At 54.3% G+C, this 25517-nt stretch carries 17 protein-coding genes and 1 pseudogene; 3 read left to right on the top strand and 15 right to left on the bottom strand.

Features of this window, described 5'->3' with window-relative positions; genetic code table 11:
- Positions 1–47 precede the first annotated feature (47 nt).
- Together narX and narL are read left to right on the top strand one after the other, a co-directional pair.
- Entirely contained in the window at positions 48–1847 is a 1800-nt protein-coding gene (narX, locus tag BS640_RS08475; RefSeq protein ID WP_084912369.1) for a nitrate/nitrite two-component system sensor histidine kinase NarX, read from the top strand.
- On the top strand, positions 1844–2494 hold the full coding sequence (gene narL, locus BS640_RS08470; RefSeq protein ID WP_017490337.1) for a two-component system response regulator NarL: 651 nt from the start codon (positions 1844–1846) through the stop codon (positions 2492–2494). The genes narX and narL overlap by 4 nt, the downstream gene beginning before the upstream one ends.
- Positions 2495–2496: 2 nt before the next feature.
- Here narL and BS640_RS08465 read toward each other — a convergent pair whose 3' ends face one another.
- Together BS640_RS08465 and BS640_RS08460 are read right to left on the bottom strand one after the other, a co-directional pair.
- Positions 2497–4020, bottom strand: coding sequence for a YchO/YchP family invasin (locus tag BS640_RS08465; RefSeq protein ID WP_017490336.1), 1524 nt, complete (start codon positions 4018–4020; stop codon positions 2497–2499).
- A 164-nt stretch (positions 4021–4184) separates the two neighbouring features.
- Positions 4185–5078 carry a LysR family transcriptional regulator gene (locus tag BS640_RS08460; RefSeq protein ID WP_017490335.1) on the bottom strand — a complete coding sequence of 298 codons (894 nt, stop codon included), beginning with the start codon at positions 5076–5078 and terminating at the stop codon, positions 4185–4187.
- A gap of 785 nt (positions 5079–5863) precedes the next feature.
- Between BS640_RS08460 and BS640_RS08455 the strand changes: the two are divergent.
- Positions 5864–6945 (top strand): annotated as a pseudogene (locus BS640_RS08455) (type I restriction enzyme HsdR N-terminal domain-containing protein).
- Positions 6946–6997: 52 nt separating this feature from the next.
- Here BS640_RS08455 and BS640_RS08450 read toward each other — a convergent pair.
- The 13 genes from BS640_RS08450 to BS640_RS08390 form a co-directional block, all read right to left on the bottom strand.
- Positions 6998–7819: a M55 family metallopeptidase gene (locus BS640_RS08450; RefSeq protein ID WP_084912368.1), complete on the bottom strand. Its 822-nt coding sequence runs from the start codon at positions 7817–7819 to the stop codon at positions 6998–7000.
- Between the two features lie 11 nt (positions 7820–7830).
- Positions 7831–8892, bottom strand: coding sequence for a DmpA family aminopeptidase (locus BS640_RS08445; RefSeq protein WP_084912367.1), 1062 nt, complete (start codon positions 8890–8892; stop codon positions 7831–7833).
- A 61-nt stretch (positions 8893–8953) separates the two neighbouring features.
- Positions 8954–9868, bottom strand: a complete 915-nt coding sequence (locus BS640_RS08440) for an ABC transporter permease subunit (RefSeq protein WP_017490332.1) — start codon at positions 9866–9868, stop codon at positions 8954–8956.
- An 8-nt stretch (positions 9869–9876) separates the two neighbouring features.
- A complete protein-coding gene (locus BS640_RS08435; RefSeq protein WP_017490331.1) occupies positions 9877–10797 on the bottom strand; it encodes an ABC transporter permease in 921 nt (306 codons plus the stop codon).
- A gap of 91 nt (positions 10798–10888) precedes the next feature.
- Positions 10889–12433: a glutathione ABC transporter substrate-binding protein gene (locus tag BS640_RS08430; protein ID WP_017490330.1), complete on the bottom strand. Its 1545-nt coding sequence runs from the start codon at positions 12431–12433 to the stop codon at positions 10889–10891.
- 111 nt (positions 12434–12544) lie between these two features.
- Entirely contained in the window at positions 12545–14461 is a 1917-nt protein-coding gene (locus BS640_RS08425; RefSeq protein WP_017490329.1) for an ABC transporter ATP-binding protein, read from the bottom strand.
- Positions 14462–14494: 33 nt separating this feature from the next.
- A complete protein-coding gene (gene dgcA / locus BS640_RS08420) occupies positions 14495–15460 on the bottom strand; it encodes an N-acetyl-D-Glu racemase DgcA (RefSeq protein ID WP_017490328.1) in 966 nt (321 codons plus the stop codon).
- Complete coding sequence (gene dgcN, locus BS640_RS08415) at positions 15457–16470, bottom strand: N-acetyltransferase DgcN (RefSeq protein ID WP_017490327.1); 1014 nt, start codon at positions 16468–16470, stop codon at positions 15457–15459. Before dgcN ends, dgcA begins: the two co-directional genes overlap by 4 nt.
- 265 nt (positions 16471–16735) lie before the next feature.
- The gene (locus tag BS640_RS08410; protein ID WP_017490326.1) at positions 16736–17839 is read right to left on the bottom strand and encodes a porin OmpC; all 1104 of its coding nucleotides are present in this window, start codon (positions 17837–17839) and stop codon (positions 16736–16738) included.
- Between the two features lie 740 nt (positions 17840–18579).
- Complete coding sequence (narI, locus tag BS640_RS08405; protein ID WP_017490325.1) at positions 18580–19257, bottom strand: respiratory nitrate reductase subunit gamma; 678 nt, start codon at positions 19255–19257, stop codon at positions 18580–18582.
- Positions 19254–19988 carry a nitrate reductase molybdenum cofactor assembly chaperone gene (gene narJ, locus BS640_RS08400; RefSeq protein WP_084912366.1) on the bottom strand — a complete coding sequence of 245 codons (735 nt, stop codon included), beginning with the start codon at positions 19986–19988 and terminating at the stop codon, positions 19254–19256. Before narJ ends, narI begins: the two co-directional genes overlap by 4 nt.
- Complete coding sequence (gene narH, locus BS640_RS08395) at positions 19985–21526, bottom strand: nitrate reductase subunit beta (RefSeq protein WP_084912365.1); 1542 nt, start codon at positions 21524–21526, stop codon at positions 19985–19987. Before narH ends, narJ begins: the two co-directional genes overlap by 4 nt.
- On the bottom strand, positions 21523–25272 hold the full coding sequence (locus BS640_RS08390; RefSeq protein ID WP_084912364.1) for a nitrate reductase subunit alpha: 3750 nt from the start codon (positions 25270–25272) through the stop codon (positions 21523–21525). The genes narH and BS640_RS08390 overlap by 4 nt, the downstream gene beginning before the upstream one ends.
- Between the last annotated feature and the right edge of the window lie 245 nt (positions 25273–25517).

Raw genomic sequence — 25517 nt, 5'->3', positions numbered from 1 at the left:
AAGATGGTAAAGAATGCGCCCAGCCCGAAACTGCGGGAAAGGAAACCATGATTAAATCTGCACTGACTCGCCTGTCGCTGGTCAAACAAATCCCCCTGTTCATGCTGCTTCTTGGCCTGTTTGGCATCACCGGAATGAGCATTGCCTCCTGGATGGCGCAAAGTATCCAGGGCAACGCCCATGCCATTAACAAGGCAGGCTCACTGCGCATGCAGGCCTATCGACTGCTGGCCGAATTACCGCTCACGCCCCAGAATGACGACGATATTCGCCAGATTGAGAATGACCAGAACAACGCCGAGCTTTCAAAGGTAGTTGCCTGCGAAGGACTGCAAAACCAATACGCTTCCATACTTGATTACTGGCAGCTGTATCTCAAGCCTGAGCTTCTGCAGGCGCATCAGCCCGAACAGGCGAAAGCTGCGGTGACGGAGTTCGTTCGTCGCATCGACGGACTGGTCGCCGACCTCGACCACAAGACGGAGCGTCACCTGATACTGATTACGGCGGTGCAAACCGTATTCATCATCCTGACGTTGCTGTTCCTGTTATTGACCATCTATTTTCTTCGTCAGCGTCTGAGTAAACCCTGGCAGCTGCTGTTCACGCAGGCCAATGCCATCACGCAGGGCGATTTCAGCCTGCGCTATCGTCGCCGTTCAAAGGGTGCCAGCGCGTTAAGAAACGAAATGGACGTGCTCGGGGAGTCGCTGAATAGCATGTCGCAGGCGCTTGCCGAAATGGTCGAAAATCTGGGCCAGCGCGTCGAGGAGAAAACCGCCAGCCTACAGCTGAAAAACCAGACGCTGGACTTCCTCTACCGCGTCAGTCAACGGCTGCATACCAATCAAAACCTTGAGCAAAAGCTGCCGCCGGTGTTACAGGAGCTGCAAAAACTGACGCCACTGCGTGCGATTCAGGTTCGCCTTTACGATAACAACAGCGCCGAGTTTTTCCACGAGATTGATAGCCAGAAATCACAACCTCAGCGGCTGGAATGGGGAGACCGAGAAGCAGGCTGCGGGCTGGAAGATTCCTATCCGCTCAGTTGGCGGCTGCGCGACGGTGACGTTAACTATGGTTTGCTGCTGGCCCAGCTTCCTCTAGACCAACAGCTGTCTCAGGATCAGCTACAGTTGATTGGCACCCTGCTCGAACAGCTCGCCAGCGCGCTTACGCTCGACAGACAAACCGATAATCAGCAGCAGCTAATGCTGATGGAAGAACGTTCGACCATCGCTCGCGAGCTGCACGATTCGCTGGCCCAGTCGCTCTCCTGTCTTAAAATTCAGATGGCCTGTTTGCAAATGCAAAATCTGCCGCTTAATGAAGATAGCCAGCTGCTTATCAAACAGATGCGCGAAGAGCTTAGCACCGCGTATCGGCAATTACGTGAGCTGCTGACCACCTTCCGGCTCAAGCTAGAAACCCCGGGGCTGCGATCGGCGCTGCAACATACGGTCGATGAATTCTCTAAAAAAATGGAACTGGCGATCACGTTTGATTATCAGCTTCCGCCGCAGCTGGTTCCGGCCAATCAGGGCGTGCACCTGCTGCACATTGCTCGCGAGGCGCTGAACAATATTTATAAGCATGCCCATGCCAGCGAGGTAACGCTGAGCCTGTGCTACAAAGAGGGCGCGGTGACCATGAAAATAACGGATAACGGCCTCGGCCTCCCTGCTATCGCCTCGCGGCAGAATCACTATGGCCTGATGATAATGCAGGATCGTGCAAGCAGCCTTCAGGGTGAATGCCACATCTATGCGCGCGACGGCGGCGGCACCACGGTGTGCGTAAACTTCTCCCCCGATCCCCTTCCCTTTACTCCACAGGAGCCACGATGAGTGACCCAACGCCTTCCACTATTTTGCTGATTGACGATCATCCGATGCTACGTAACGGCGTCAAACAGCTTATTGCCCTCGACAGCGACCTGCAGGTGGTTGGCGAAGCCAATAACGGCGAACAGGGCGTTGAACTGGCACGAACCCTCGATCCGGACCTGATCCTGCTGGATCTCAACATGCCGGGCATGAACGGACTTGATACGCTCGATAAAATGCGCGAAACCGATTTGTCGGGTCGTATTGTGGTCTTTAGCGTCTCGAACAATGAAGACGACGTAGTGACCGCGTTTAAACGCGGGGCCGATGGCTATCTGTTGAAAGATATGGAGCCTGAAGATTTGCTGATTGCACTGCGCCATGCGGCCGCGGGCAAGATGGTGCTGAGCGAGGCGTTAACGCCGGTACTGACCGCCAGCCTGCGCGAAAGACGCCCCAGCACCGAGCGCGATATTCAGTCACTCACGCCGCGAGAGCGCGACATCATCAAGCTTATCGCCGAGGGCTTGCCTAACAAGATGATAGCCAGACGCCTGAACATCACCGAAAGCACGGTTAAAGTTCACGTGAAGCATTTATTGAAGAAGATGAAGCTGAAATCGCGCGTCGAGGCCGCCGTCTGGGTCCTGCAAAGCAACCATATTTAGGCTCAGTCGTCGCCGTTATTGTCGTTGCTGAAACTCAGGGCCGGTTCCTGCGGATAAGCGCTAAGCGGCGGCGGTGCCACGGTCAAGGTTATCCAGTTTGACGTCACGTGCTGCTGTTTGCTGTCAACGGCGGTCACGGACAGATGATAGGTGTTATTCGCATTCGGACTGTCGTCCCACTTCGGCACGATCACCGTCCAGCCATCGGGGTCACTGTTGGTCTTGGCCGAGGTCAGGCTCAACGCCTGCGTATCGCCCTGCCAGCTTAGCGCCTGTATTTTGTTTGCCGCGTGGATCTCAAGCTTCAGCGGCAGGCTCTCGCCGGGCTGCAAGGTCCACGGAGGCGTGGCCAAAAATACCGACAGCGTTTTGCGTTGGCGGAACTCCAGCACCGGAATATTGTTTCTGTCGACTGTATCAAAACGGCTGCCGCGCAGCGAATGGCTGTCGGACACGTAGTCAGGGGAAAGCTGCTGACTCAGCGGCACGCCCAGCTTGTAAGTCAACGAGAGTTGCAGCAGATTTTGGTTATCGCCGCTCTGCCCTTCCTGACGTTCAGCGCTCAGGGTAAACAACGGCACAGGCGTATAGTTAACCCCCAACGAAAGCGCCGACGGGTTGCTTTGATAGGTACCATCGCCAAACAGGTCAACGTGGTCACCGCGATACTGCTGGTAGGTCAGCGTAGCGCCAATCTGGCGATAGAAAGGCAAATAGGCGCGGGTACGAATATCGTAACCGGCAGCCATACGGCGCAGGGTAGTCGCGTTCTCCGACTCGGGGCTGTACCCGGAAATCGGCTGATAATAGTTGGCCGAGAAGTGCAGGTAATCTGTCCAGGCCTCTGCGCCCACGCTGCCACGCTTGAGGTCGCTGACAAAATCATCGTCGATAAACGCGTTATAGCCCAACATCCACGCGCCGCGCGACCAACGCTGCCCCAGCCCGAAGTTGCCGATGTCCGCCCCGCTCACGTGCTGAATTCCTACCTGACTGTAGGTGAGTAACGACTTGCTGGAGTAAAGCGGACTTAACAAAGCCGCCGAGCTGCCGCTGAGATTACCGCCGCTGACGTCGATATTCATTGTCGTGGTGCCGAGAGGAGAAAGTAGGCTCGAAGTCTCTTGCTTCACCAGACGCGCGGCCTGCTGTAGGGCTAGGGTCTCGGCCCCCTCGCGCAGCGGATCGTCGCTGGTGCTGGTGGTCTCACCAAACTCTTTAAGGGTGGTCGCAACTTTGGTTTCGAAGACCTGCGTCTGCGAACTCTGGCCATTCTTCACCGAACTGCCCAAATCGGGCAAGGCATTGGGGTTTGAATCGGATGCTGCGCTGTTGAAGGGAGAATGACTGTCCGATGCAGGAGCCGCATAATCAACGTCAGGATTAAGCGTTAAGGCGGAATCAGTAATAAATGCCTGGGCACTGAACGACATCAAGGCACAGTTAAGCCCAATGCCGACGGCTAACGCCGAGAGGCAAAGCAAACGCTTATCAAAATGGAAAATTTTTGCTGTGACGTTCGTCATAGTCCACACATTTTGTCATTAAGGGGTTAGCTTACCGGACGAGGGCAGAAATTCAAGTCCAGACGCCTTTGGCGACCCGCATTTATCGGCAAAAAATGCCCCAAAATGTTGCAATCTATGTGGTTTTTATACTGTTGAAACAGACAGTTATTGTGGCTGGCTCATCAACCTAGCGGCTTATCGGAGAGCTCCCACAGCTTGTGGCGGATCAACTGCTGCAATGCCAGCCCAACCTGCGACTGCGGCTGATCACGGCGGCTCAGAAGGATAACCTCGAACGGCAATGAATCCACTACCGGCACAATCTTGAGCTGATGGAGATAGCGCTGGGCGGTGAAGGTGTCGACAACGCCGACGCCCCCTCCGGCCAGTACCATGTCGGCAATAACGGAATAGGTTTTGATGTGTAGCGAGGCCTGCGGGGTAAGCCCCTGCTCACGGAGCACGCGATTGAGCACCTGCCCCAGCGGGTCCTGCTGTTGTAGCATTAACAAATTATTTTCGCTGAGCCACTCGAGCGTAACCGGCCCCTCAACCGAAAAGTCCAGCGGCAGCAGTGCGACCATATTCGCGGCATACAGCGTCTCGGATACCAGCTCGGCGGAGACCTGCTCGCCAAACGCCAGAGCAAAATCCATTTTATACTGTAGTAGGTCCTGACAGAGGGTATTGAAGTGTCCGGTCACCAGTTCGACGCTGCCAGCGGGCGTCTTGCGGTGAAAGTCCACCAGCACCGGCGCCATTACGCTATGCCCCAGCGCGTGCGCTGAGCCAATTCTAACGTGCTGCCCTTCTCCCTGCCGGAGTTGCTCCGCCAGAAAACCAATCGCCTGAATGTGGCTAAACAGCGCCTCAACCTCAGGCATCAGACGACGTCCTTCCGGTGTGATAACCAGTCCCTGCGGCGTGCGGTCAAAAAGATTGAAGCCTAGCTGCTGTTCGGCGTGGTTCAGCACACGACTGACGTTGGGCTGCGACACGTTGAGCAACCGCGCCGCACCGCTCACGCTACCGGCCTGCAAAACCGCCTGAAACACTTCAATATGACGCAAACGCATGCTGGCTTTTTCCTTTAAGGCTAAATGTCACCAATACACTGGCTTTTGCCGACTTTATCAAGCCTTATAACAAAAATACCCCCCCCGGGTGAAACCTGGCTGAACCTGAGATTTTATCTGTTTGCCTATATGGAGATGTTCAAGGGCCCTCACCGCAAGTCTAGGATAAGAATGTATGAGCACAGAGAAGGTGTTTGCATCGAATAAATTAAGCACTGGCCGCTCTTCATCAATATGAACTTGCATGATTCTTAAGCCATCGTTTCGTCAAGTAATCATCTAACTTACCCGTTGAGGAGAGAAAAATAAGCCATAAGAGCCCTGAGCTATTAGAAGGCCTGATTGATGCGGGCTAGACTTAGCAAATGCAGAACAGATAAACATTAAGTGTTTTACTAGTTGGATAAAATCTTTTATTAAGAGTGCCCGTCTATAAACTACAAAAACGTCACAATAGGAAAAAAAGTAAGGTTATCTTTTAGATGTTAAATTTAAACCTTAAAGCTAAGCCGACCTGTAATAACCTCTCTATAACTTGAGTTCGTCCTCTATAAATGGACGAAATAGGTTGAGTAAGGTCAAAAAAAGACAAGCCTCCTCTGGATTGGATTGACAAATAAAAACATTTCATGGATATTTTTTAAGATGTTTAGCCTAGCGTTCTATACTGACTAAGCCGTAGTAAAACATTTTTTTAAAAAAAATTAAAAGTCATTCGCCCTAAAGTTTAATTCTAATCATAACCAGCATATTCCCCGAAGATAACCTGAAAATAATGGTGAACGATGGAAATTTTAGAAAAGTTAAACTCACTCTCAGACAAAGTAAAACAGCAGGCCTCTCTTATCCAGACTGAGGAGGCCACCAAAAGCGCTTTTGTGATGCCATTTATAAATCAAATATTGGGTTATGATGTGTTTGACCCTCTCGAAGTTATCCCTGAATTCATCTGTGACGTTGGAACTAAGAAGGGAGAAAAAATTGACTACGCAATAATAAAAAGCAATGAAATACAAATACTTATAGAGTGCAAGAAAATTGGTGAGCTGCTGAATGTTAATCATGCCTCACAGTTATTTAGGTATTTTCATGTTACAAGCGCAAGAATTTCCATTCTCACTAATGGTCAAGTCTATAAATTTTTACAGACCTTGATGCTCCAAATAAAATGGATGAAAAACCCTTCTTAGAGCTGGACCTGCTCGATATTGATCATAACGTTGTCCCTGAACTGTTAAAGTTGACGAAAGGTGCATTTGACGTCGAGTCAATTGTTAATGCAGCTGGCGAATTAAAATATGTCAGTCAGATAAAGAAAATCATATCTTCTCAATTTCAAAACCCTGAAGATGAGTTCGTCAGACTCATAGCCTCGCGAGTATATGACGGAATTTTAACACAAAAAGTCCGAGAGCTTTTTTTAACGCTTACGAAAAAATCTCTCACGCAATGGCTAAATGACCAAGTCAATGAAAGGCTTAAATCGGCAATTAGTGCCAATGTTCAGGTAACCCCAAAAGAAGAAGCCTCTGTTGAAACAGCAGAAGATAAAGAGAGTGTTCATAAAGAAGAAAATGGCGTGGTCACGACACCAGAAGAGATCGAAGGCTATCATATTGTAAAATCAATAATTCGAACGGTAATTGCAGCAGAAAGAGTGACTTACCGTGATACCAAGAGTTATTTCGGTATTCTTATTGATGATAATAATAGAAAACCGGTTTGCAGGCTTCATTTAAACCGTAGCCAAATGTACATAGGCATTTTTGATTCTAATAAAATTGAAACACGTCATCCAATTAACTCCTTAGATGACATATACTTATTCAGTGAGCCTTTGACACAAACAGCGTCAGCTTATAAGTAGGAAAGTCCTTTTGCGTGATGGGCTCCAGTCATTTAGAGCCCAATATCTCACCTCACTTCTGCGTCGACGCGAGGTATGAAAATGCGGCAAGCAGGCTGATGATGGCGGCAACGGTTTTACTGGTGTAGCCGACGGTGATGGCGTCGAGACGCGTTACGCCAGGGACCAGGCAAAACAGGTCTGCGAGTACGGGTTTGGCGACCATGAGTTCGAGATGATACGGCGCGCAAAAACGTCTTTCGATGCGCTTTGACGCCGCGCGGACGCTGTCTGCCGCCTGTTGATGAATTTTGTTGCGGGCGAACTCGGGGCTTAGTGACTCGGCGGCGTTGGCTGAAATTGCGCGTTTTACGCAAACGTAGTCAGTCTCGGGATAGAGCCGGTTTACCCACTGCTCAAGCTGGTCGTCACCGGTTACCAGCCACAGTGGAACGTTAAGCTCAGCCCCCACGGCCGCGTAGAGGTCGGTCTCGCCCATGATACTGCCATTAATCCTGATACGATAAAACGCCCGGCCGTTGATGGTATGCGCCAGCACGCCCATCTCACCGGCGGCACTGTGAAAACCCACAAACATCATGCCGTCGAAGCCCTGCTGCTGGAGTCCCTCGAGCATTGAGAGTCCACGGGGTTTACCCTGAACCATTCGCGCCCGTGGGTCGATATTCGCGGCGCGCAGGTTCTGCATCATTGCGTGGCTGTCGGCGACAACCACGTCGACAGCACCTCCCTCGAACGCACCGGCAATGGCCGCGTTGACCTCTTGCTCCATCAGGCCACGGGCAGTTTCATATTCCACGTTGCCCGGGCTGCACTGATCAGGGCGCATGACGCCCGCTATACCTTCAATATCGGCCGATATAAATACTTTCATGGGTTATCTCATCATCCCTTACGTGTCACAAGATAGTCTAAAACGGCGGTTAAACCGAGCCGAGCGTGCTGCTGGAATCCAACCACCGTGTCTGCGGCCAGCATGGCGTCGAGCACCGCTTGCTCGGTGGCGTCAGCGGCCATCGCCAGCAGCGGTTCGAGGTCATCGTCTTGCAGTAAGGTGCATTCACGACGGGTAGAAAATGCCACCGCGATATCACCTGAGCCGTGCCCCCAGTAGCTCCCAAGTCGCCCGATCCCCGCTCCCGCGCGGCGGGCGATGCGGGTCAGTTGACGGCTGTCGAGAGGACGGTCACAGGCCATGATAATAATGATTGAACCCGCATCGACCTGCGGCGCAAGATCCGGCAATATGCTTTCGATTTCACTGCCGATGCGCACGCCGTCAAGCGTCAGTTCGGACAAGACGCCAAAGTTGGCCAGCACCAGCACGCCGAGATGGGCATCGAGGGATTGATGATATCGCGAGGCCGTTCCCACGCCGCCCTTAAGGCCGAAGCAGCTCATACCTCGCCCTGCTCCTACGCTGCCGCGCGCAAACTCGGGCCTCGCGGACCGTAAGGCTTCGAGCACGTGCCGTTCATCGACCGCCATCGCCTGAATATCATTGAGAAAGGCATCGTTGCACTCGAGCACCAGCGGATTAATGGTCGCGCTGCCTCGGCCAATCTGCGGGAAGTCGACACAGCTCTGGCGCACCATCGCGTTGAACAACGTGCCCACGGAGAAGGTATTTCCCAGTAAAATCGGCGTTTGCAGCTCGCCGAGTTCCCTCACCTGCGTCAGCCCCATCGGCTTGGCAAAGCCGTTCAACACCGCCGCGCCGCAGGGTAACGGATGAGTATAAAGATTGCCGCCCGGCGGAACGATAGCAGTAACCCCCGTCTGAATATCCCCTTCGCTCAGGGTGCTATGACCCACGGTCACCCCGACCACGTCGCTGATGCGGTTGTTAGCCCCCGTAGGGAAACGCGGGGTAAAAATCTTCCGCTGCGCCCGCCATCTTGCCAGCAAGGCATCCACGCCCTGCTGGTTAAAATCATCCGCAAACATCTTATCTCCCTGTCAACACCCTCTTAGTCATGGCCGCCGTAGCGCCAGGAAAGACGGTGATTTATTTTTTGAGTTTCGGGTCAAGCGTATCGCGCAATGCGTCACCCAACAGGTTAAACGCCAACACGGTCAGAAAAATGGCCAGCCCCGGAAATACGCTCACGTTCCACTTTCCTGCCATCATCATGTTACGGCTCATGGCCAGAATGTTGCCCCACTCCGGCACGTCCGGCTCTGGGCCAAGGCCGATAAAACTCAGGCTGGCCGCCGTTAGAATACTGGTGCCGATACGCAGGGTGAAATAAACAATCACGTTCGACAGCGTACCCGGCAGAATATGGCGCAGCAGCACCACGCGGTCAGGCGCACCGACGCAGCGCACCGCTTCTACATAGGCACTCTGCTTGATAGACAACGTCGAGGCACGCACGATGCGGGCGAAAACCGGCACGCTGAACACCGCGACGGCAATGATCACGTTATTCAGGCCGGGGCCAAGAATGGCAACCACGGCAATCGCCAGCATCACGCCGGGAAAAGCAAACAGGACGTCGGAGCCGCGCATAATCAGCATGTCGAGCCATTTGCCGTAATAACCGGCGAGCAGGCCGAGGAAGACTCCGAGGATCATCCCCAGCGTCACCGACAAAAGACCGACGTAAAGTGAAATGCGTGCGCCGTAGATGATGCGGCTGAGCACGTCGCGACCGAGATCGTCCGTGCCGAACCAATGCGCAGCGGAAGGCCCGGCACCGAGAGCCATCCAGTCCGGCGTCTGTGGGTCATAAGGCGCGAGCCAGGGGGCAAAAATCGCCACCATCAGCAGTAAAAGAATAAAAATAGACGAGACGATCGCCATGGGATGACGAATGAAAGACTGGAAAAAATCCAGCCACGGCGAGCGGATATCATCGGCAGTGCGGTGTGGCGCCGGTGCCGGTTCCAGCTGCGGTAGGGTATTGGCGGGTTGTACCATCGTTGCTCCTAACTCAGTCGAATCGCCGGGTTCACTACCGCATAAAGCAGGTCAACCAGCGTGTTAATCACAATAAACTCGAAGACAAACAGCATCACCAGTGCCTGAATAACCGGCTGGTCCTGTGTTTGAATCGACTGAATAAGCAGCCAGCCCAGACCCGGCCAGCTGAACACGGCTTCGACGATAATCGAGCCACCGAGCAGAAAACCGAACTGTAGCCCGAGCATGGTTATCACCGGAATAAGCGCATTACGCATCACGTGCTTCCAGGTCACCAGCCGCGCCCGCAGGCCCTTGGCGTTGGCGGTGCGTACGTAATCTTCCTGCGCCACGTCCAGAAACGCCGAACGGGTAAAGCGCGCCATCACCGCCGCCACCGATGAACCCAGCGTGATAGCGGGTAAAATAATGTCACTTGGCTTGTTGAAGCCACTGACTGAAAAGATGCCAAACGGCATCGCAACAAACTGGATTAACAGCAGGCCAAGCCAGAAAGGGGGCATCGAAATTCCGCCGATGGCGAAACTCATCAGCGTCCAGTCCTGCCATTTCCCCCGCTTGAGCGCGGCCCAAACGCCGATAATCAGGCCAAGCACCACCGACCAGGCAAAGCCGGCCATGGCCAGATAAAGCGTTGGCATAAACCCGGCCTCAATCACGCTCAATACCGGCTGGCGCGTACGATAGGTGGTTCCCAAATCGCCGTGAAACACACCGCTTATCCAGTGCCAATACTGCGCCGGAAGAGGATCGTTTAAACCAAGCAGTTGCCGCGCTGACTCGACCGCCGCCAGCGTTGCGTCCTGACCGGCATAAATACGCGCTGGGTCACCCGGCAGCAGCTTGATAAAACCAAATATCAATAATGACACCACCAGCAGAACCGGGATCATTTCCAGTATTCGTCGGATAAAATATGTCAGCATAAATCCTGTTCCTCAATAACCAATGACCACCAATCTGTCGCTAAAAACGCATTACGGGCGAAACATTTCGCCCGTAATTAAACTGCATCGATTATTTGAACTGCGCCTGATTAAACAGCAGCGTACCGTCTGCCAGCATAAATACGCCGGAGAGATCTTTGGTCTTACCGACCAGGTTGTCAGGAGAGCCTAAATAGGCAACCGGTGCGTCGGCCCACAGCAGTTTCTGCGCGTCGTCATAGGCGGCTTTACGCTTGTCCATGTCGGCGGTTTGCAGCGCAGCGCTGATGTCGGCATCCACGGCCTTGTTGCTGTAGTAGGAGACGTTGTAGCCTTTTGGAATAAAGGATTCGGTCGCAAACAGCGGACGTAGCGCCCAGTCGGCGTCACCCGTCGAGGTGGACCAGGCGCCGTAGTACATCTGCACCTTGGCGTCCGCCGGATTCGGCGTGCTCCAGAGTTTTTGCGTGATGCTGCCTGCGTCCATCGGGACCTGCTTAACGCGCACGCCAATCAGCCCCAGCTGCTGCTTGAGGAACTGGCCGGTACGAATACGGTCGGTTTTATTCGAACTCCACATTTCAACGTCGAAGCCGTTTGGATAACCGGCTTCCTTCAGCAGCTCTTTTGCCTTAGCGAGGTTATAGCTGTAATCCGGTGAGGTCTGTTTGTGGTAGAACTGTACGTGCGTTGGCAGCGGAGAGGTCGAAGGTTCACCCAGACCGGCAAAACCGACCTTCAGCCAAAGGTTGCGATCAATGGCGTAGTTAATCGCCTGACGGACGCGAGGGTCCTTAAACTCCTTGAGCTGGGTGTTAAACGCAATGTAATAAAGGTAGATACCGGGGTCACGCTGAATATCGAGCTTAGGGTCACTCTTCACGGTATCGACCAAGTCTGACGGCAGCGGATACACCGCCTGCACCGCGCCAGACTTCAGCTTCGCGACCTGCGTCGAGTCTTCCGGCGTTGGGTAGAAGGTCACCGAGTCCACCTTCGGCCAGCCTTTCTGCCAGTAGTTGTCATACTTCACCAGCTTGACGTCTTTGCCCTGCTGCCATTCAACGAACTTAAACGGCCCGGTGCCAACCGGATGCACGCTGAGGTCGGCCTCGTTCGGATAAGCCTTCAGCGACGCCGGGCTGTGCATCACCGCAGAAGGATGTGCCAGTGTGTTGATCATCGCACCGAAAGGTTTGTTGAGGAAGATTTTGACTTGATAAGGGCCGGTCACCTCAACATTTTTAATCATGCTGAACAAGGAATTACGCTTAAGGTGATTCGCAGGATTGGCCAGACGATCGAGGTTAACCTTGACCGCATCGGCATTAAACGGCGTACCGTCCTGGAAAGTGACGCCCTGACGCAGATTAATGGTGAACTCGGTCGCCGAATCGTTGCTGGTGTAGTCGGTCGCCAGCACCGGGATGACTTTCATGCTCTGGTCAAATTCAAACAGACGCTGGAAGATACCGGTCTGCACCGAATAGCTCAGCGTGTCGGTGGTATCGTGCGGGTCAAAGCCCGTCACGTCGGCATACATCGAGATACTGAGGTCCTTGGCAAACGCCGAGGTAGCGAAACAGAGCGTGAGACTGGCGGCCAGTAATGTCTTGCGATTTAACATCGAATGCATGAACTTCTCCTGTGTGTCCCGGAATGTAAAAACAATTAAAAATAAACAAATGCCCTTGTCATGAGCTCTACAGCAAGGCCGTGAGCGAACGAGCCCATCGCAGCGGCAGCGTCAAGGACGAGGGACATCTAGAGCAACCCAGTGGTGTGGTGAAACTTCCCGATACTTCACTTTCTCTATCTGTAATCCGACCGGGTGAACCGGTGATTTCACTTCGGTATCGTCAAAACTGCGCGAGGTTCGCTGCGTGGGATCGGCAATCGGCACCGAGTTAAGCAAACGTTGAGTGTAAGGATGCTGCGGATGGCTAAAAATGGCGTCGCGCGGGCCGATTTCGACTATCTGTCCGAGATACATCACCGCCACGCGGTTAGCGATGCGTTCGACCACCGCCATGTCATGAGAGATAAACAACCAGGCAACGCCGGTATCGCGCTGGAGATCCATCATCAGATTCACCACCTGCGCCTGAATTGAGACGTCCAGCGCCGAGACGGCCTCGTCGGCGATAATCACCTGCGGCTGTAACGCCATCGCCCGCGCTATCGCGATACGCTGACGCTGTCCGCCGGAAAATTCATGCGGATAACGGCGGGCAACTGACGGCTCGAGGCCCACGCTTTTCAGCAGTTTATTGACCGTCGGCGTGGCCTCGGCGAGCGAGCGCGCCAGCCCGTGCAGCAGCAGCGGTTCAGCTATCGAAAAACCGACCGTCAGGCGCGGATTCAACGAGGCGTAGGGGTCCTGAAACACCATCTGAATCTGCCGCCGCACCGCCTGAAAAGGCTTGTCGCGCATCAGGGTAATTTCCTTCCCTTCGAGATGAATGCTTTCCGATTGGCTGCCCACCAGTCGCAGAATCGCGCGCCCGGTGGTGGATTTTCCGCAGCCGCTCTCGCCCACCAGCGCCAGCGTTTCGCCGGGCCAGATGGAGAAATCTATCTGTTCAACGGCGTGCACTTCTTGTGTAATACGCGAGAGAATGCCGGAACGAATGGGGTAGCTGACCCGAAGGCCACGGACATCGAGCAGGGGCGGTACGCTGTAATCGGCGGTCGTCTGCTCATCGAGTGCATCGAGGCCGGCCACATCAGCCAGCGCCGATTCGTCTTTTTTAATCAACGGAAAACGCCGTGGCCACTGTAGCCCACGCATATCGCCCAGTTTAGGCACCGCGGCCAGCAGCGCACGGGTATAAGGGTGTCGTGCGTGGGCAAAAATCTGCTCGACGCGGCCCTCCTCCACGACCTCACCGTGGTACATCACCACCACGCGGTCGGCAATTTCGGCGACCACGCCCATGTCATGAGTAATAAACAGCACCGCCATGTCTGAACCGCGCTGCAAATCACGCAAGATTTGCAGAATGCGCGCCTGCACGGTGACGTCGAGCGCGGTGGTGGGTTCGTCGGCAATCAACAGTGCGGGGTCGCAGGCCAGCGCCTGCGCAATCATCACGCGCTGACGCATACCGCCGGAAAGTTCGTGGGGATAACAGCTCAAAATGCGCTCAACGTCGGGGATACGCACCTGTTTGAGCAACTGTCGCGCCTTGTTCAACGCATCGTTTTTATTACTGATGCCGTGGTCAATCAGGCCTTCGGTGAGCTGATCACCCACGCGCAGCACCGGATTGAGCGAGGTCATAGGCTCCTGGAAAATCATCGACATTTCCTGACCGCGTAACCTACGCCGTGCCTCCGTCCCCATCTTGACCAGTGAATGTTTCGCGCCGCTACGGGTAGTAAAATCAATGCTTCCAGCATCGATGGTTGCCGAATCGGCCAGCAGCCCCATGATGCCCAACGAGGTTACCGATTTACCCGAACCGCTCTCCCCCACCACCGCAACCACTTCACCTTTATTAATAGAAAAAGAGACGCCTTTGAGTGCCTGAGTCTTCCCCTGTCGGCCGCTAAAACTGACCGATAAATCCTTAACCTGAAGAATGGGCCTGATGGGACTTTCCGACACTGACAGGTCGGTTGGCTCGACGGCAGGCGCCTCACTCACGGGCATTTCAGTCATCAAAAGCGTGCTCCTCTGTTCATTTCAAGACGTTTAAAGCCAGACTTCACCGTGCTCGTAGCGCAGCGCCGGTTGAGAGTCCTGAGCCAGCCAGATAGGACCATCGAGGTCCACGCGCTCGGCCTGCACGGCCACCGGCAGCGCGGCCTCCATCGCCAGCGAAGAGCCGAGCATGCAGCCCACCATCAGGCGCAGGCCAAGCGCCTTGGCCTCAGCGGCCATCGCTAGCGCTTCGGTCAGGCCGCCGCACTTGTCGAGCTTGATGTTAATCATCTCGTAACGGTCACGCAGCCCGGCGATATCCGAGCGCTGATGGCAGCTTTCATCAGCGCAGATAGGAATGGGATGCAAACAACGCACCAAGTCTTTATCTTTTCCGGCAGGTAAGGGCTGTTCAATCATCGCGATATTAAATTCGTGCAGCGCATGGAACAGACTTTCGAGATCGAGACCCAGCCAGGCCTCGTTCGCGTCGATCACCAGCGTGGTGTGCGGTGCAGCGTGACGAATGGCGGCAACTTTCTCGATTATCTGCTCACGATCGAGTTTGATTTTCAGCAGTTTCGCCCCACGTGACACGGCGTTTGCAGCCGCTTTTGCCATATTGTCGAGCGTATCGAGACTCAGTGTTTCGGCGGTGACAACGCTTTGAGGGGCTTGCATATCAAGCAGTTGCCAGACCGTCTTGCCCTGTTTTGCAGCATCGAGACGCCACATTGCACAGTCGAGCGCATTACGCGCAGAGCCTACCGGCAGCGCCTGTTGCAGCGCTTCACGCGTTAAACCGGCTTCAACCTGTGGCTTTATGACGGCGAGCTGTTCGCAGACGCTTTCCGCCGACTCCTGATAATGGGCGGTCGGCGTACACTCGCCCATCGCGACAAGGCTGCCCTCGGTCAGGGTAACGCGCACTACGGTCACCGCCGTGCGCACACCGCGAGAGATGGCAAAAGGTCGCGCCAAAGGCAGCTCCAGCGTCCTGAATTCCATGCTAATCATAAGCCACGGTCCTTGATTGACTGTGCCAGCTCACTGATGCCGAAACGCACCGGGTCAGTGGCAGGCACACCAAATTCACGGCTGATTTCGGCAAGCGCGGCTTTGGCTTCGGCTTCATCTACGCCGGAGGTATTGAGCGAGAAACCGGCCAGTTGAACGTCTGGATTGGTTAGGCTGGCGGCGGCGAGGTTGGTATCAACACACTGTTTTAGGGTTGGCATAAACTGATGCGGCAGGTGGCGCATGTGTTTGCGGCCAAGCTCGTGGCACATCACCAGAAGATGCGCCTGCGCCCCGTGGATAAGGCCCATGCTGACCCCGGCGAACGACGGATGATAAAGCGATCCCTGCCCTTCGATGATGTCCCAGTGGTCGTCGTCGTTGGCCGGGGAAAGTGACTCCACCGCACCAGAAATGAAGTCGGCAATCACCGCGTCGATGGCAATGCCCGCACCGGCGACCAGCACCCCGGTCTGTCCGGTCGCACGAAAATCGGCCTTCATGCCAATCTCGCGCATCGCCGATTCGAGCGCCAATGAGGTATACATTTTGCCGACGGAGCAGTCGGTTCCCACGGTCAGAATGCGCTTACCGCTGCGCTTCTTGCCGCTGCCGACGTCCAGTTCAGGGCGCATGTGGCGCACGTCAAACAGTTGCACGTTGTGTTCGGCGGCAAGTTCAACCAGTTCAGGAATATCGTTCAACCCCTGATGCAGACCGTTGGCGACGTTCATGCCGGCGCGGATGGCCGTTTTAATCGAATCAATCCAGTGGCCTGGCAGCTTACCGCCGGCGTTGGCGGTGCCCAGCACCATCGTTTTCGCGCCGCGCGCTTTAGCGGTCGCGATGTCCAGCTCCTCGAGTCCCAGTGACACGGAATCGGTCGCCAGACGAATCTGGCCCACGCAGGACTCGGGACGCCAGACGTGAATGCCGCGCGCCGTTTTCGCCGCCAGCGGGTCCATCACGTCACCTAAGAACAGCAGATACGGCATAGGGATTTGTTGCATGAGTTTCTCTCGTCAATAGTTGTAGGATTGGGCAACCTCGATTGCCTGACATCACGACTATTTCACGCGCGCCGCCCCACGGCGAATACTTGTTTAGTCAGAGGGTATAACCTGAGGTTATGGGGAGAGAAAAACAGCAGATAGTTGAATGGGAAGGTTTTTTTCAGCATAAAAAAAGGCAGAGCCAGACGGCCCTGCCTTTGAGATTACCTTTTCAGACACAGATAAGGGTAATACGGGGGTGATAACGCGTCGTTTCTGAAGCTTAGAAACGGTAGGTCAGGCTGACGGTTGTCACGTCTTTCTTGTTGCCGCCCAGTTTGCTGCTGTCGCTATCGCTCAGGTTGTTGATTTTGTAGTCAACGTAGGTGTACATGTTTTTGTTGAAGTAGTAGTAAGCACCAACAGAAACGTATTTGTACAGGTACGCATCGCCCACGCCTTCGACGTCTTTCGCTTTGTTAGACACGTAAGCGAGTGAAGGACGGAAGCCGTTCAGGAACTGGTACTGTGCAACGGCTTCAAAGATCTGCGTCTTGTTGGCAAAACCGGCTACACCGTTTGCGGTGATGTTGGTTTGCTTGTGAGTTTCTTCAACCATGGTCGCCAGGTAGAACTGGTTAGCGTCATATTTAACCGCCGCAGACCAGGCTGAAGCCGTGTCGCCGCCGCCGATTTTTGCTTCAGACTGAGCAGTCGTACGGTCAGAACGAGAACCGGCCAATGCGACACCGATACCGGTGCCGCCGATGTCTTCATAGGTCAGAGACGCGCCAGCACCGTCGCCGTTAGAGCGGCTGGTAGGACGTGAGGTGCTTGATACGCTGGTCGCTTCGTTTTTGCCCTGGTACTGTAATGCCAGATTCAGACCATCAACCAAGCCGAAGAAGTTTCTGTTACGGTAGGTTGCGAGACCGGTAGAACGGCCCACCATGAAGTTGTCGGTGTAACCGGAGTCGCCGCCGTATTCTGGCAGCATGTCGGTGTAGCCAATTGCGTCATACACTACGCCGTAGTTACGGCCGTAATCCAATGAGCCAAACTTGGCGAATTTCAGACCGGCGAAGCCAAGACGGGTTTTGTTACCGTTCAGCGCGTCTGAACCTTCGGAGTTGCTCAGGCTGTTTTGATATTCCCACTGGCCGTAGCCGGTCAGAGTATCGCTAATTTTGGTCTGGCCTTTAAAGCCAAAACGCATATAAGAACCATCGCCATTATTGCTGGTGCTGTCACTGAAATAATGTTTACCGTTAACGCGGCCATACAGATCCAACTGGTTGCCATCTTTGTTATAAATCTCTACGGCATTTGCACCAGTGGTTACAACAATTAAAGAGACCGCTACGGCCAAAACACTGCGCTTCATCATTATTTAAGTTCCTAGAATTTTATATATAGGTTTCCCCGTGCCAAATTTTAAATATCAGGCTGCGAGTTTCTTAATATTTATAATTGCTGCTATCTGTAAATCGAATCGAACATTAGCACTAAGCACGAAAAGTTAAAATGAAAAAGTTCGGCGCTATTGGTTAAATTATCGAAATGATGTGTAACAAAATGATTCAAAATCAGGTTTGTAACCCCCTGATTTTATGCATATTTTGCATAACAGGTTGCACCAAAATAGTGCATGCGCGTTTTTTGGTGCAAACTTCTTAAAGAATTGTCTTTTTACTGTGCTATAGAGCACGTTTTTCAAAGCATTTTTATGTGTTAACAATCATTAAAAAAATTAAATGAGAAATAGATCACTTGCCTTTAAAAAGTGCATAGCAGAGTAAGCGTTTTTTATTATTCCTCTGCTATATCGAAAATCCAGTTAAGCAAATACCGCATTTGACTATCGACTTAATATTTATTATTCCCACCGAGAGGATTATTTAAGTCAAATTACAAATCACGTAAGAGGATCATAATTACCTTGGTTATTAATTTGAACAATACTCCGTATTGATAATGACTGTTTTGCACAAATAACAAACAAGGCCAGGAAAGGGATATTAATAACGAGCGCAGAGAATGAGAGGGTAATCGCGCTCTTCTCCCCTTCTCGCTGACAATATTCAGCAGAGTGGGAGAAGAGCATCAGGAGGTTAACGGTAGCGAGAATTAACGGCGGTTACGCACCAGCTGGTAACGACGAGTGAGGTATTCCACCGGCGCACTCCAGATATGCACCAGACGACAGAACGGAAACAGCAGGAACAGCGTCATGCCAAGGACCATATGCAGCCTGAAGATAAGCGCAACGCCATCAAGATGTGCCGATGCGCCGCCCTGGAAGGTGACAATGGCCTGTGCCCAGCCGACCAGCTTTATCATTTCGCTGCCGTCCAGATGCTGCGCCGAGAAAGGAATGGTGCCCAGCCCTAGACAAACCTGCACCACCAGCAGCGCGATTATCATGATATCGCCAACGCTTGAGGTCGCGCGCACCCGCACATTGGTTAAGCGGCGCTTAAACAACATCGCACCACCGACCAGCGTCATCAGCCCAAAAATGCCTCCCACGACCATCGCCAACTGCTGTTTCGCGGCAATAGAGAGGAAAGGTTCGTAAACCCAGTGCGGGGTTAACATGCCGACCAGGTGGCCGAAAAAGATGCCAAGAATACCGACGTGAAACAGCGGCGAGGCAATGCGTAAGCCTTTTTTATCCAGCAGCTGGCTGGAACCTGCACGCCAGCTGTATTGGCCATAGTCATAGCGCAGCCAGCTGCCGGCCAGAAAAATCGTCCCCGCAATATACGGATAAATATCAAAAAAGAAGCTGCTGAGGAAATTCATGGACGTTTCTCCTCACGGGAGACGCCGGGGTGTCCGGCATCGAGTTGAATGTACTGCGCGGCTACCGCGCCTGCAAAACGTTGGCCGCGTGCCTTTTCTTCTTCACTCAGGCAACCTTGCTCACCGAGGAATTTGATTTGCTCGTCTTCCCACACCGCATCAAGCGCCTGAGGCGTATCGTCACGGCTCTCGTGCTGCAGTTTTTTCGCCACGCTGTCGGCGGTCAGTGTGGCACCCGACAGGCTCAGCAACAGGTTGAACAACAGCGCGTAGTGGTTTTCACGCTGGGTCAGGCGCGCACTCAGCAGCGCCAGAATTGGGGCAATGTCCAGCAAACCGGCTTGGGCCTCTTCCGCTGCAAGCATAGCGAGATACTCGAGGTACAGCGGCAGATAGTCCGGTAACTCCTTGCTGTCTATCTCCAGATTCGCGGCGCGGTATTGATCCAAAAGATCGACCATCGCCTGCCCGCGATCCCGCGATTCACCGTGCACGTGTTCAAACAGCAGCAAAGAAGTGGCGCGGCCGCGATCGAACAGGCTACAGTATTCGGCCTGTCTGTCGAGCAGGTCGGCGGCACAAAACTGTCGAATGAAATCGGCCAGCTGCTGCGTTTCTTCAAGGCTCAGCAGTGGGGATTCCGTCAACGCCAGCAGCAGGTCCTGCTTATGCGCCCACAGCGCGTCGTCGGGATAGTCCAGCAGACGAGAGATAATGCGTAAGGCGATCATTTTTCAGCTCCGAACGAGGTTTTAGGGCTCACGTCGATGGCGTCGATACGCTTGCTGTTAAACAGATTAAATTTTCCGTCGCTGCCGTGGCAGCCATCGCCGAAACTGAAGCCGCAGCTTTTACTTTCAGGGAAGGCTTCGCGCGCCAGCTCGCGATGGCTCGACGGCACCACAAAGCGGTCTTCGTAGTTGGCAATCGCCAGATAGCGGTACATCTCCTGTGCCTGCCGTTCGCTCAGGCCAACCTGATCCAGCGCGGTAGTATCGACCACGCCGTCAACCGACTCGGCGCGCTTGAAGTGACGCATTGCCAGCATACGTTTCAGGGCCAGCAGCACCGGCTGGGTGTCGCCTGCGGTTAACAGATTGGCCAGATACTGGACGGGAATGCGCAGACTTTCGACGTCCGGCAGCACGCCGGTGTGCGGTATCGCGCCCGCATCGGCCGCCGACTGAATCGGCGACAGCGGCGGCACGTACCACACCATCGGCAAGGTGCGGTATTCAGGATGCAGCGGCAGCGCCAGCTTCCACTCCATCGCCATCTTGTAGACCGGCGATCGCTGTGCGGCATCAAGAACCGACTGCGGGATCCCCTGCTTTATCGCCTCGGCGACCACCTGCGGATCGTTGGGGTCCAGGAATATTTCCATCTGACTCTGGTAGAGATTCTGCTCGTTCTCGACGCTGGCGGCCTGCTTGATACGGTCTGCGTCATACAGCAGCACGCCCAGGTAGCGAATACGTCCAACGCAGGTTTCAGAGCACACCGTTGGCTGCCCCGCCTCGATGCGCGGATAGCAGAAGATGCACTTCTCGGACTTGCCGCTTTTCCAGTTGAAGTAGATTTTCTTGTAAGGACAGCCGGTCAGGCACATGCGCCAGCCGCGGCATTTGTCTTGATCGATAAGCACGATGCCGTCTTCGTCACGTTTGTAGATGGCACCGCTCGGACAGGTCGCCACACACGCCGGATTCAGGCAGTGCTCGCAAAGGCGCGGCAGATACATCATGAAAGTGTTTTCAAACTCGCCGTAGATTTCTTTTTGTATGTTGGCGAAATTGCTGTCGGCGGAACGGGTTGAGAACTCGCCGCCTAAATCGTCTTCCCAGTTTGGGCCGCTGACAATTTTGTCCATCCGCAGGCCGGTCAACAGCGAACGTGGACGCGCAATCGGCTGATGTTTCCCCTCTTTGGCGGTGTGCAGATGCTGGTAGTCGAAATCAAAAGGCTCGTAGTAGTCGTCGATTTCCGGCATATAAGGATTAGCAAAAATCTTACCCAACAGCTGCAGACGGTTGCCCATACGCGGCTGGAGCCTGCCGCTGATTTTACGGATCCAGCCGCCCTTCCATTTCTGCTGATTTTCCCAGTCGTTCGGGAAGCCAATACCCGGCTTGGTTTCAACATTATTAAACCAGCCATATTCGACGCCTTCGCGACTGGTCCAGACGTTTTTGCAGGTCACCGAACAGGTGTGACAGCCGATGCATTTGTCGAGATTTAGCACCATGCCGATCTGTGAACGAATTTTCATTTAACTTTCTCCTGCACGGTGTCGTGACCTTCGCCGTCTAACCAGTCAATGCGATTCATTTTCCGCACCACGACAAAGTCATCGCGGTTGGAGCCTACGGTGCCGTAATAGTTGAAACCGTAAGACTGATGGGCATAACCGCCGATCATGTGCGTTGGTTTAGGCGTAACGCGGGTTACCGAGTTGTGGATCCCGCCGCGCTGTTGGGTGATTTCAGAGCCGGGAATATTCACCAGCCTTTCCTGCGCGTGGTACATCATGGTCATGCCCGCCGGAACGCGCTGACTGACCACCGCCCTCGCAGTCAAGGAACCGTTGGCGTTGAAAGCCTCTATCCAGTCGTTGTCCGTGACGCCAAGCTGGCGCGCATCGTCTTCACTCAGCCAGACAATCGGCCCGCCGCGCGACAAGGTCAGCATCAGCAGGTTGTCACTGTAGGTGGAGTGAATGCCCCACTTCTGGTGCGGGGTGATGAAGTTCAGCGCCCTCTCTGGATTACCGTTAGGCCGCGTATTCAGGAACGGCTGAGACGCACGGGTGTCAATCGGCGGACGGTAAACCAGCAGGCTTTCACCGAACGCACGCATCCACTCGTGATCCTGATAAATTTGTTGGCGGCCGGTCAGCGTGCGCCAAGGAATAAGCTCGTGCACGTTGGTGTAACAGGCGTTATAGGAGACGTGTTCATCTTCGAGACCCGACCAGGTCGGGCTGGAGATAATCTTGCGCGGCTGTGCCTGAATATCGCGAAAGCGGATTTTCTCGTCTTCTTTATTCAGCGCCAGATGGCGATGGTCAATGCCGGTAAATTCCCCCAGCGCTTTCCAGGCTTTAACCGCCACCTGACCATTGGTTTCAGGCGCCAGCGTCAGGATAATTTCTGCCGCATCGATCGCCGTTTCAATCTTCGGACGACCGGCCGCTGCACCATCAGGCTGGGTGTCATTGAGTTTCTTCAGCAGCGCAATTTCGCTGTCGGTATTCCAGTTGATGCCTTTGCCACCGTTACCGAGCTTGTCGAGCAGCGGCCCCAGCGCGCTGAAGCGGGCATAGGTATTCGGATAGTCGCGTTCGACCGGCACCAGATGCGGCGCGGTCACGCCCGGAATAAGTTCGCAGTCGCCCTTTTTCCAGTCCTCCACGCCCAGTGGCTGAGCCAACTCGGCGGCGGAGTCGTGCTGAATCGGCAGCGTGACCAGGTCAGTCTCTACGCCCAGATGCCCGACACAGACACGAGAAAACTCCTTCGCCAGCCCTTTGTAGATATCCCAGTCGCTTTTAGATTCCCAGGCGGGATCGACGGCGGCAGACAGCGGATGAATAAACGGGTGCATGTCCGAAGTATTCATGTCGTCTTTCTCGTACCAGGTGGCGGTCGGCAGCACGATATCGGAGTACAGACAGGTGCTCGACAGCCGGAAGTCGAGCGTCACCACCAGATCCAGCTTGCCTTCGCCGCCCTGGTCTTGCCATTCCACCTCTTCCGGCAGGATTCCACCCTGAATCCCCAAATCTTTCCCCTGAATGCCGTTTTCGGTGCCGAGCAGATATTTCAGCAGGTATTCATGGCCCTTACCCGACGAACCGAGCAGGTTTGAGCGCCAAACAAACAGGTTGCGTGGGTAGTTTTGCGGGTCATCCGGCTGCTCGGCGGCGAAGCGTACGCTGCCGTCCTTTAGGCTGTCGACGGTGTATTGCTGTACATTTTTCCCCGCCGTTTTAGCCATCGCGGCCAGATTCAGCGGATTCACGTTGAGCTGCGGCGCAGAAGGCAGCCAGCCCATACGCTCGGCGCGTACGTTGAAGTCAATCAGGCTACCGCTAAAGCGTGAGCCGTCGGCCAGCGGAGAAAGCAGCGACTGTGGCGTAACGCTTTCATAGCGCCACTGGCTCGAATGATTGTAGAAAAATGAGGTGCCGTTCATCTGGCGAGGCGGACGCTGCCAGTCGAGACCAAAGGCCAGCGGCTGCCAGCCGGTCTGCGGACGCAGTTTTTCCTGGCCGACGTAGTGCGCCCAACCGCCGCCGCTCTGTCCCACACAGCCACAGAAAATCAGCATGTTGATCAGGCCACGGTAGTTCATGTCCATGTGATACCAGTGGTTCAGGCCCGCACCGACGATGATCATCGAACGGCCGTGGGTCTTGTCGGCGGTGTCGGCAAATTCGGTGGCAATGCGGATAATATTTTGCTGTGAAACGCCGGTAATCTGTTCAGCCCACGCCGGACTGTAGGCTTTGATCTGGTCAAAACTCTGCGCGCAGTTGGCGTCATTGAGACCGCGTTCGATACCGTAGTTGGCGAGCGTCAAATCATAGACGCTGGCAACGCACGCTTCACTGCCGTCGGCGAGAAGAATCCGCTTCACCGGCAGTTTGTGCAGCAGGATCTCTTCCAGCGCAACGCTGTTGAAATGCTCGTGAGTGATGCCGCCGAAATACGGGAAACCGACCTCAACGACGTCGTCATGTTGGTCCAGCAGGCTCAGCGCCAGTTTGACGTCCTGCTGATTTTTGCCTTCACGCGCTTCGAGATTCCACTGCCCTTTTTCGCCCCAGCGATAGCCGATGGAGCCGAGCGGGGAAACCAGTTCTCCGCTCTGTTCGTCCAGTGCGATAGTTTTCCACTGCGGATTATTTTCCTGCCCGAGGTTATCGACCAGATCCGAGGCGCGCAGCATGCGGCCTGCGGCGAAGTGTCCCCCTTCGCGCGGTTCGAGCAATACCAGCATCGGCATGTCGGTATAGCGGCGAACATAGTCGATGAAGTAGCGGCTCGGGTTATCCAGATGGAAGGATTTAAGGATCACGTGGCCCATCGCCAGCGCCAGCGCGCTGTCGGTTCCCTGCTTCGGTGCCAGCCAGTGGTCGCAGAGTTTAGCAACTTCGGCATAATCGGGGGTGATCGCCACCGTTTTCGTGCCTTTGTAGCGTACTTCGCTGAAGAAGTGCGCGTCCGGCGTGCGCGTCTGCGGCAGGTTAGAGCCCCAGGCGATAATATAGGAAGAGTTATACCAGTCGGCCGATTCCGGCACGTCGGTCTGCTCACCCCAGGTCATTGGCGAGGCCGGAGGCAGGTCGCAGTACCAGTCATAGAAGCTCAGACACACGCCACCAATCAGGGAGAGATAGCGGGCGCCCGAGGCGTAAGACACCATCGACATCGCCGGAATAGGTGAAAAACCGATGATGCGGTCTGGCCCAAAGGTTTTGGCGGTGTAAACGTTGGAGGCGGCGATCAGTTCGTTGACCTCCTGCCAGCTGGAGCGCACAAAGCCGCCGCGCCCACGCACGACTTTATAGCTTTTGGATTTTTCAGGATTGCTGACGATTGAGCCCCATGCATCGACAGGATCGGCATGCTGCTGCTTCGCCTCGCGCCACAGCTGGATAAGCTTTTTGCGCATCAGAGGATACTTCAGACGGTTGGCGCTGTAGAGATACCAGGAGTAGCTGGCTCCGCGCGGGCAGCCGCGTGGCTCGTGATTCGGCAGGTCTGGGCGCGTGCGCGGGTAGTCGGTCTGCTGAGTTTCCCAGGTAACAAGGCCGCTTTTGACGTAGATTTTCCAGCTACAGGAGCCAGTACAGTTGACGCCATGAGTGGATCGCACAACTTTATCGTGCTGCCAACGGCTGCGATAACCCTCTTCCCAGTCGCGATTGGCGTTTAGCGTCTGACCGTGATCGTCGGCAAAGGGTTCGGCCAGCTGCTTAAAATAGCGAAACCGGTCTAGAAACTTGCTCATCCAGGAACCTCCTGAGGCGTTCTGTCTTTATTTGGGTAGCGTTGCAGGCAAAAATCAACGCAATGACATTGCTTAAATTGGCGCTAGGGTAGTCGCGGGTGTGAACAGACGCGTTGATGACGATCAATCGATTCAGGAAGGAAATAGTTACGGCGACGAAACATACCCCCTAGGGGGTATAAACTTAAAATTCTTAACCTATTGTAAAATATAAAAATATAGCTCGTGATTGAGCGCTATTTAAG

The organism is Rouxiella badensis, assembly GCF_002093665.1.
GTDB lineage: Bacteria > Pseudomonadota > Gammaproteobacteria > Enterobacterales > Enterobacteriaceae > Rouxiella > Rouxiella badensis.
The sequence above is the reverse complement of the archived record's forward strand: the minus strand, read 5'-3'. Positions and strand labels throughout refer to the sequence as shown.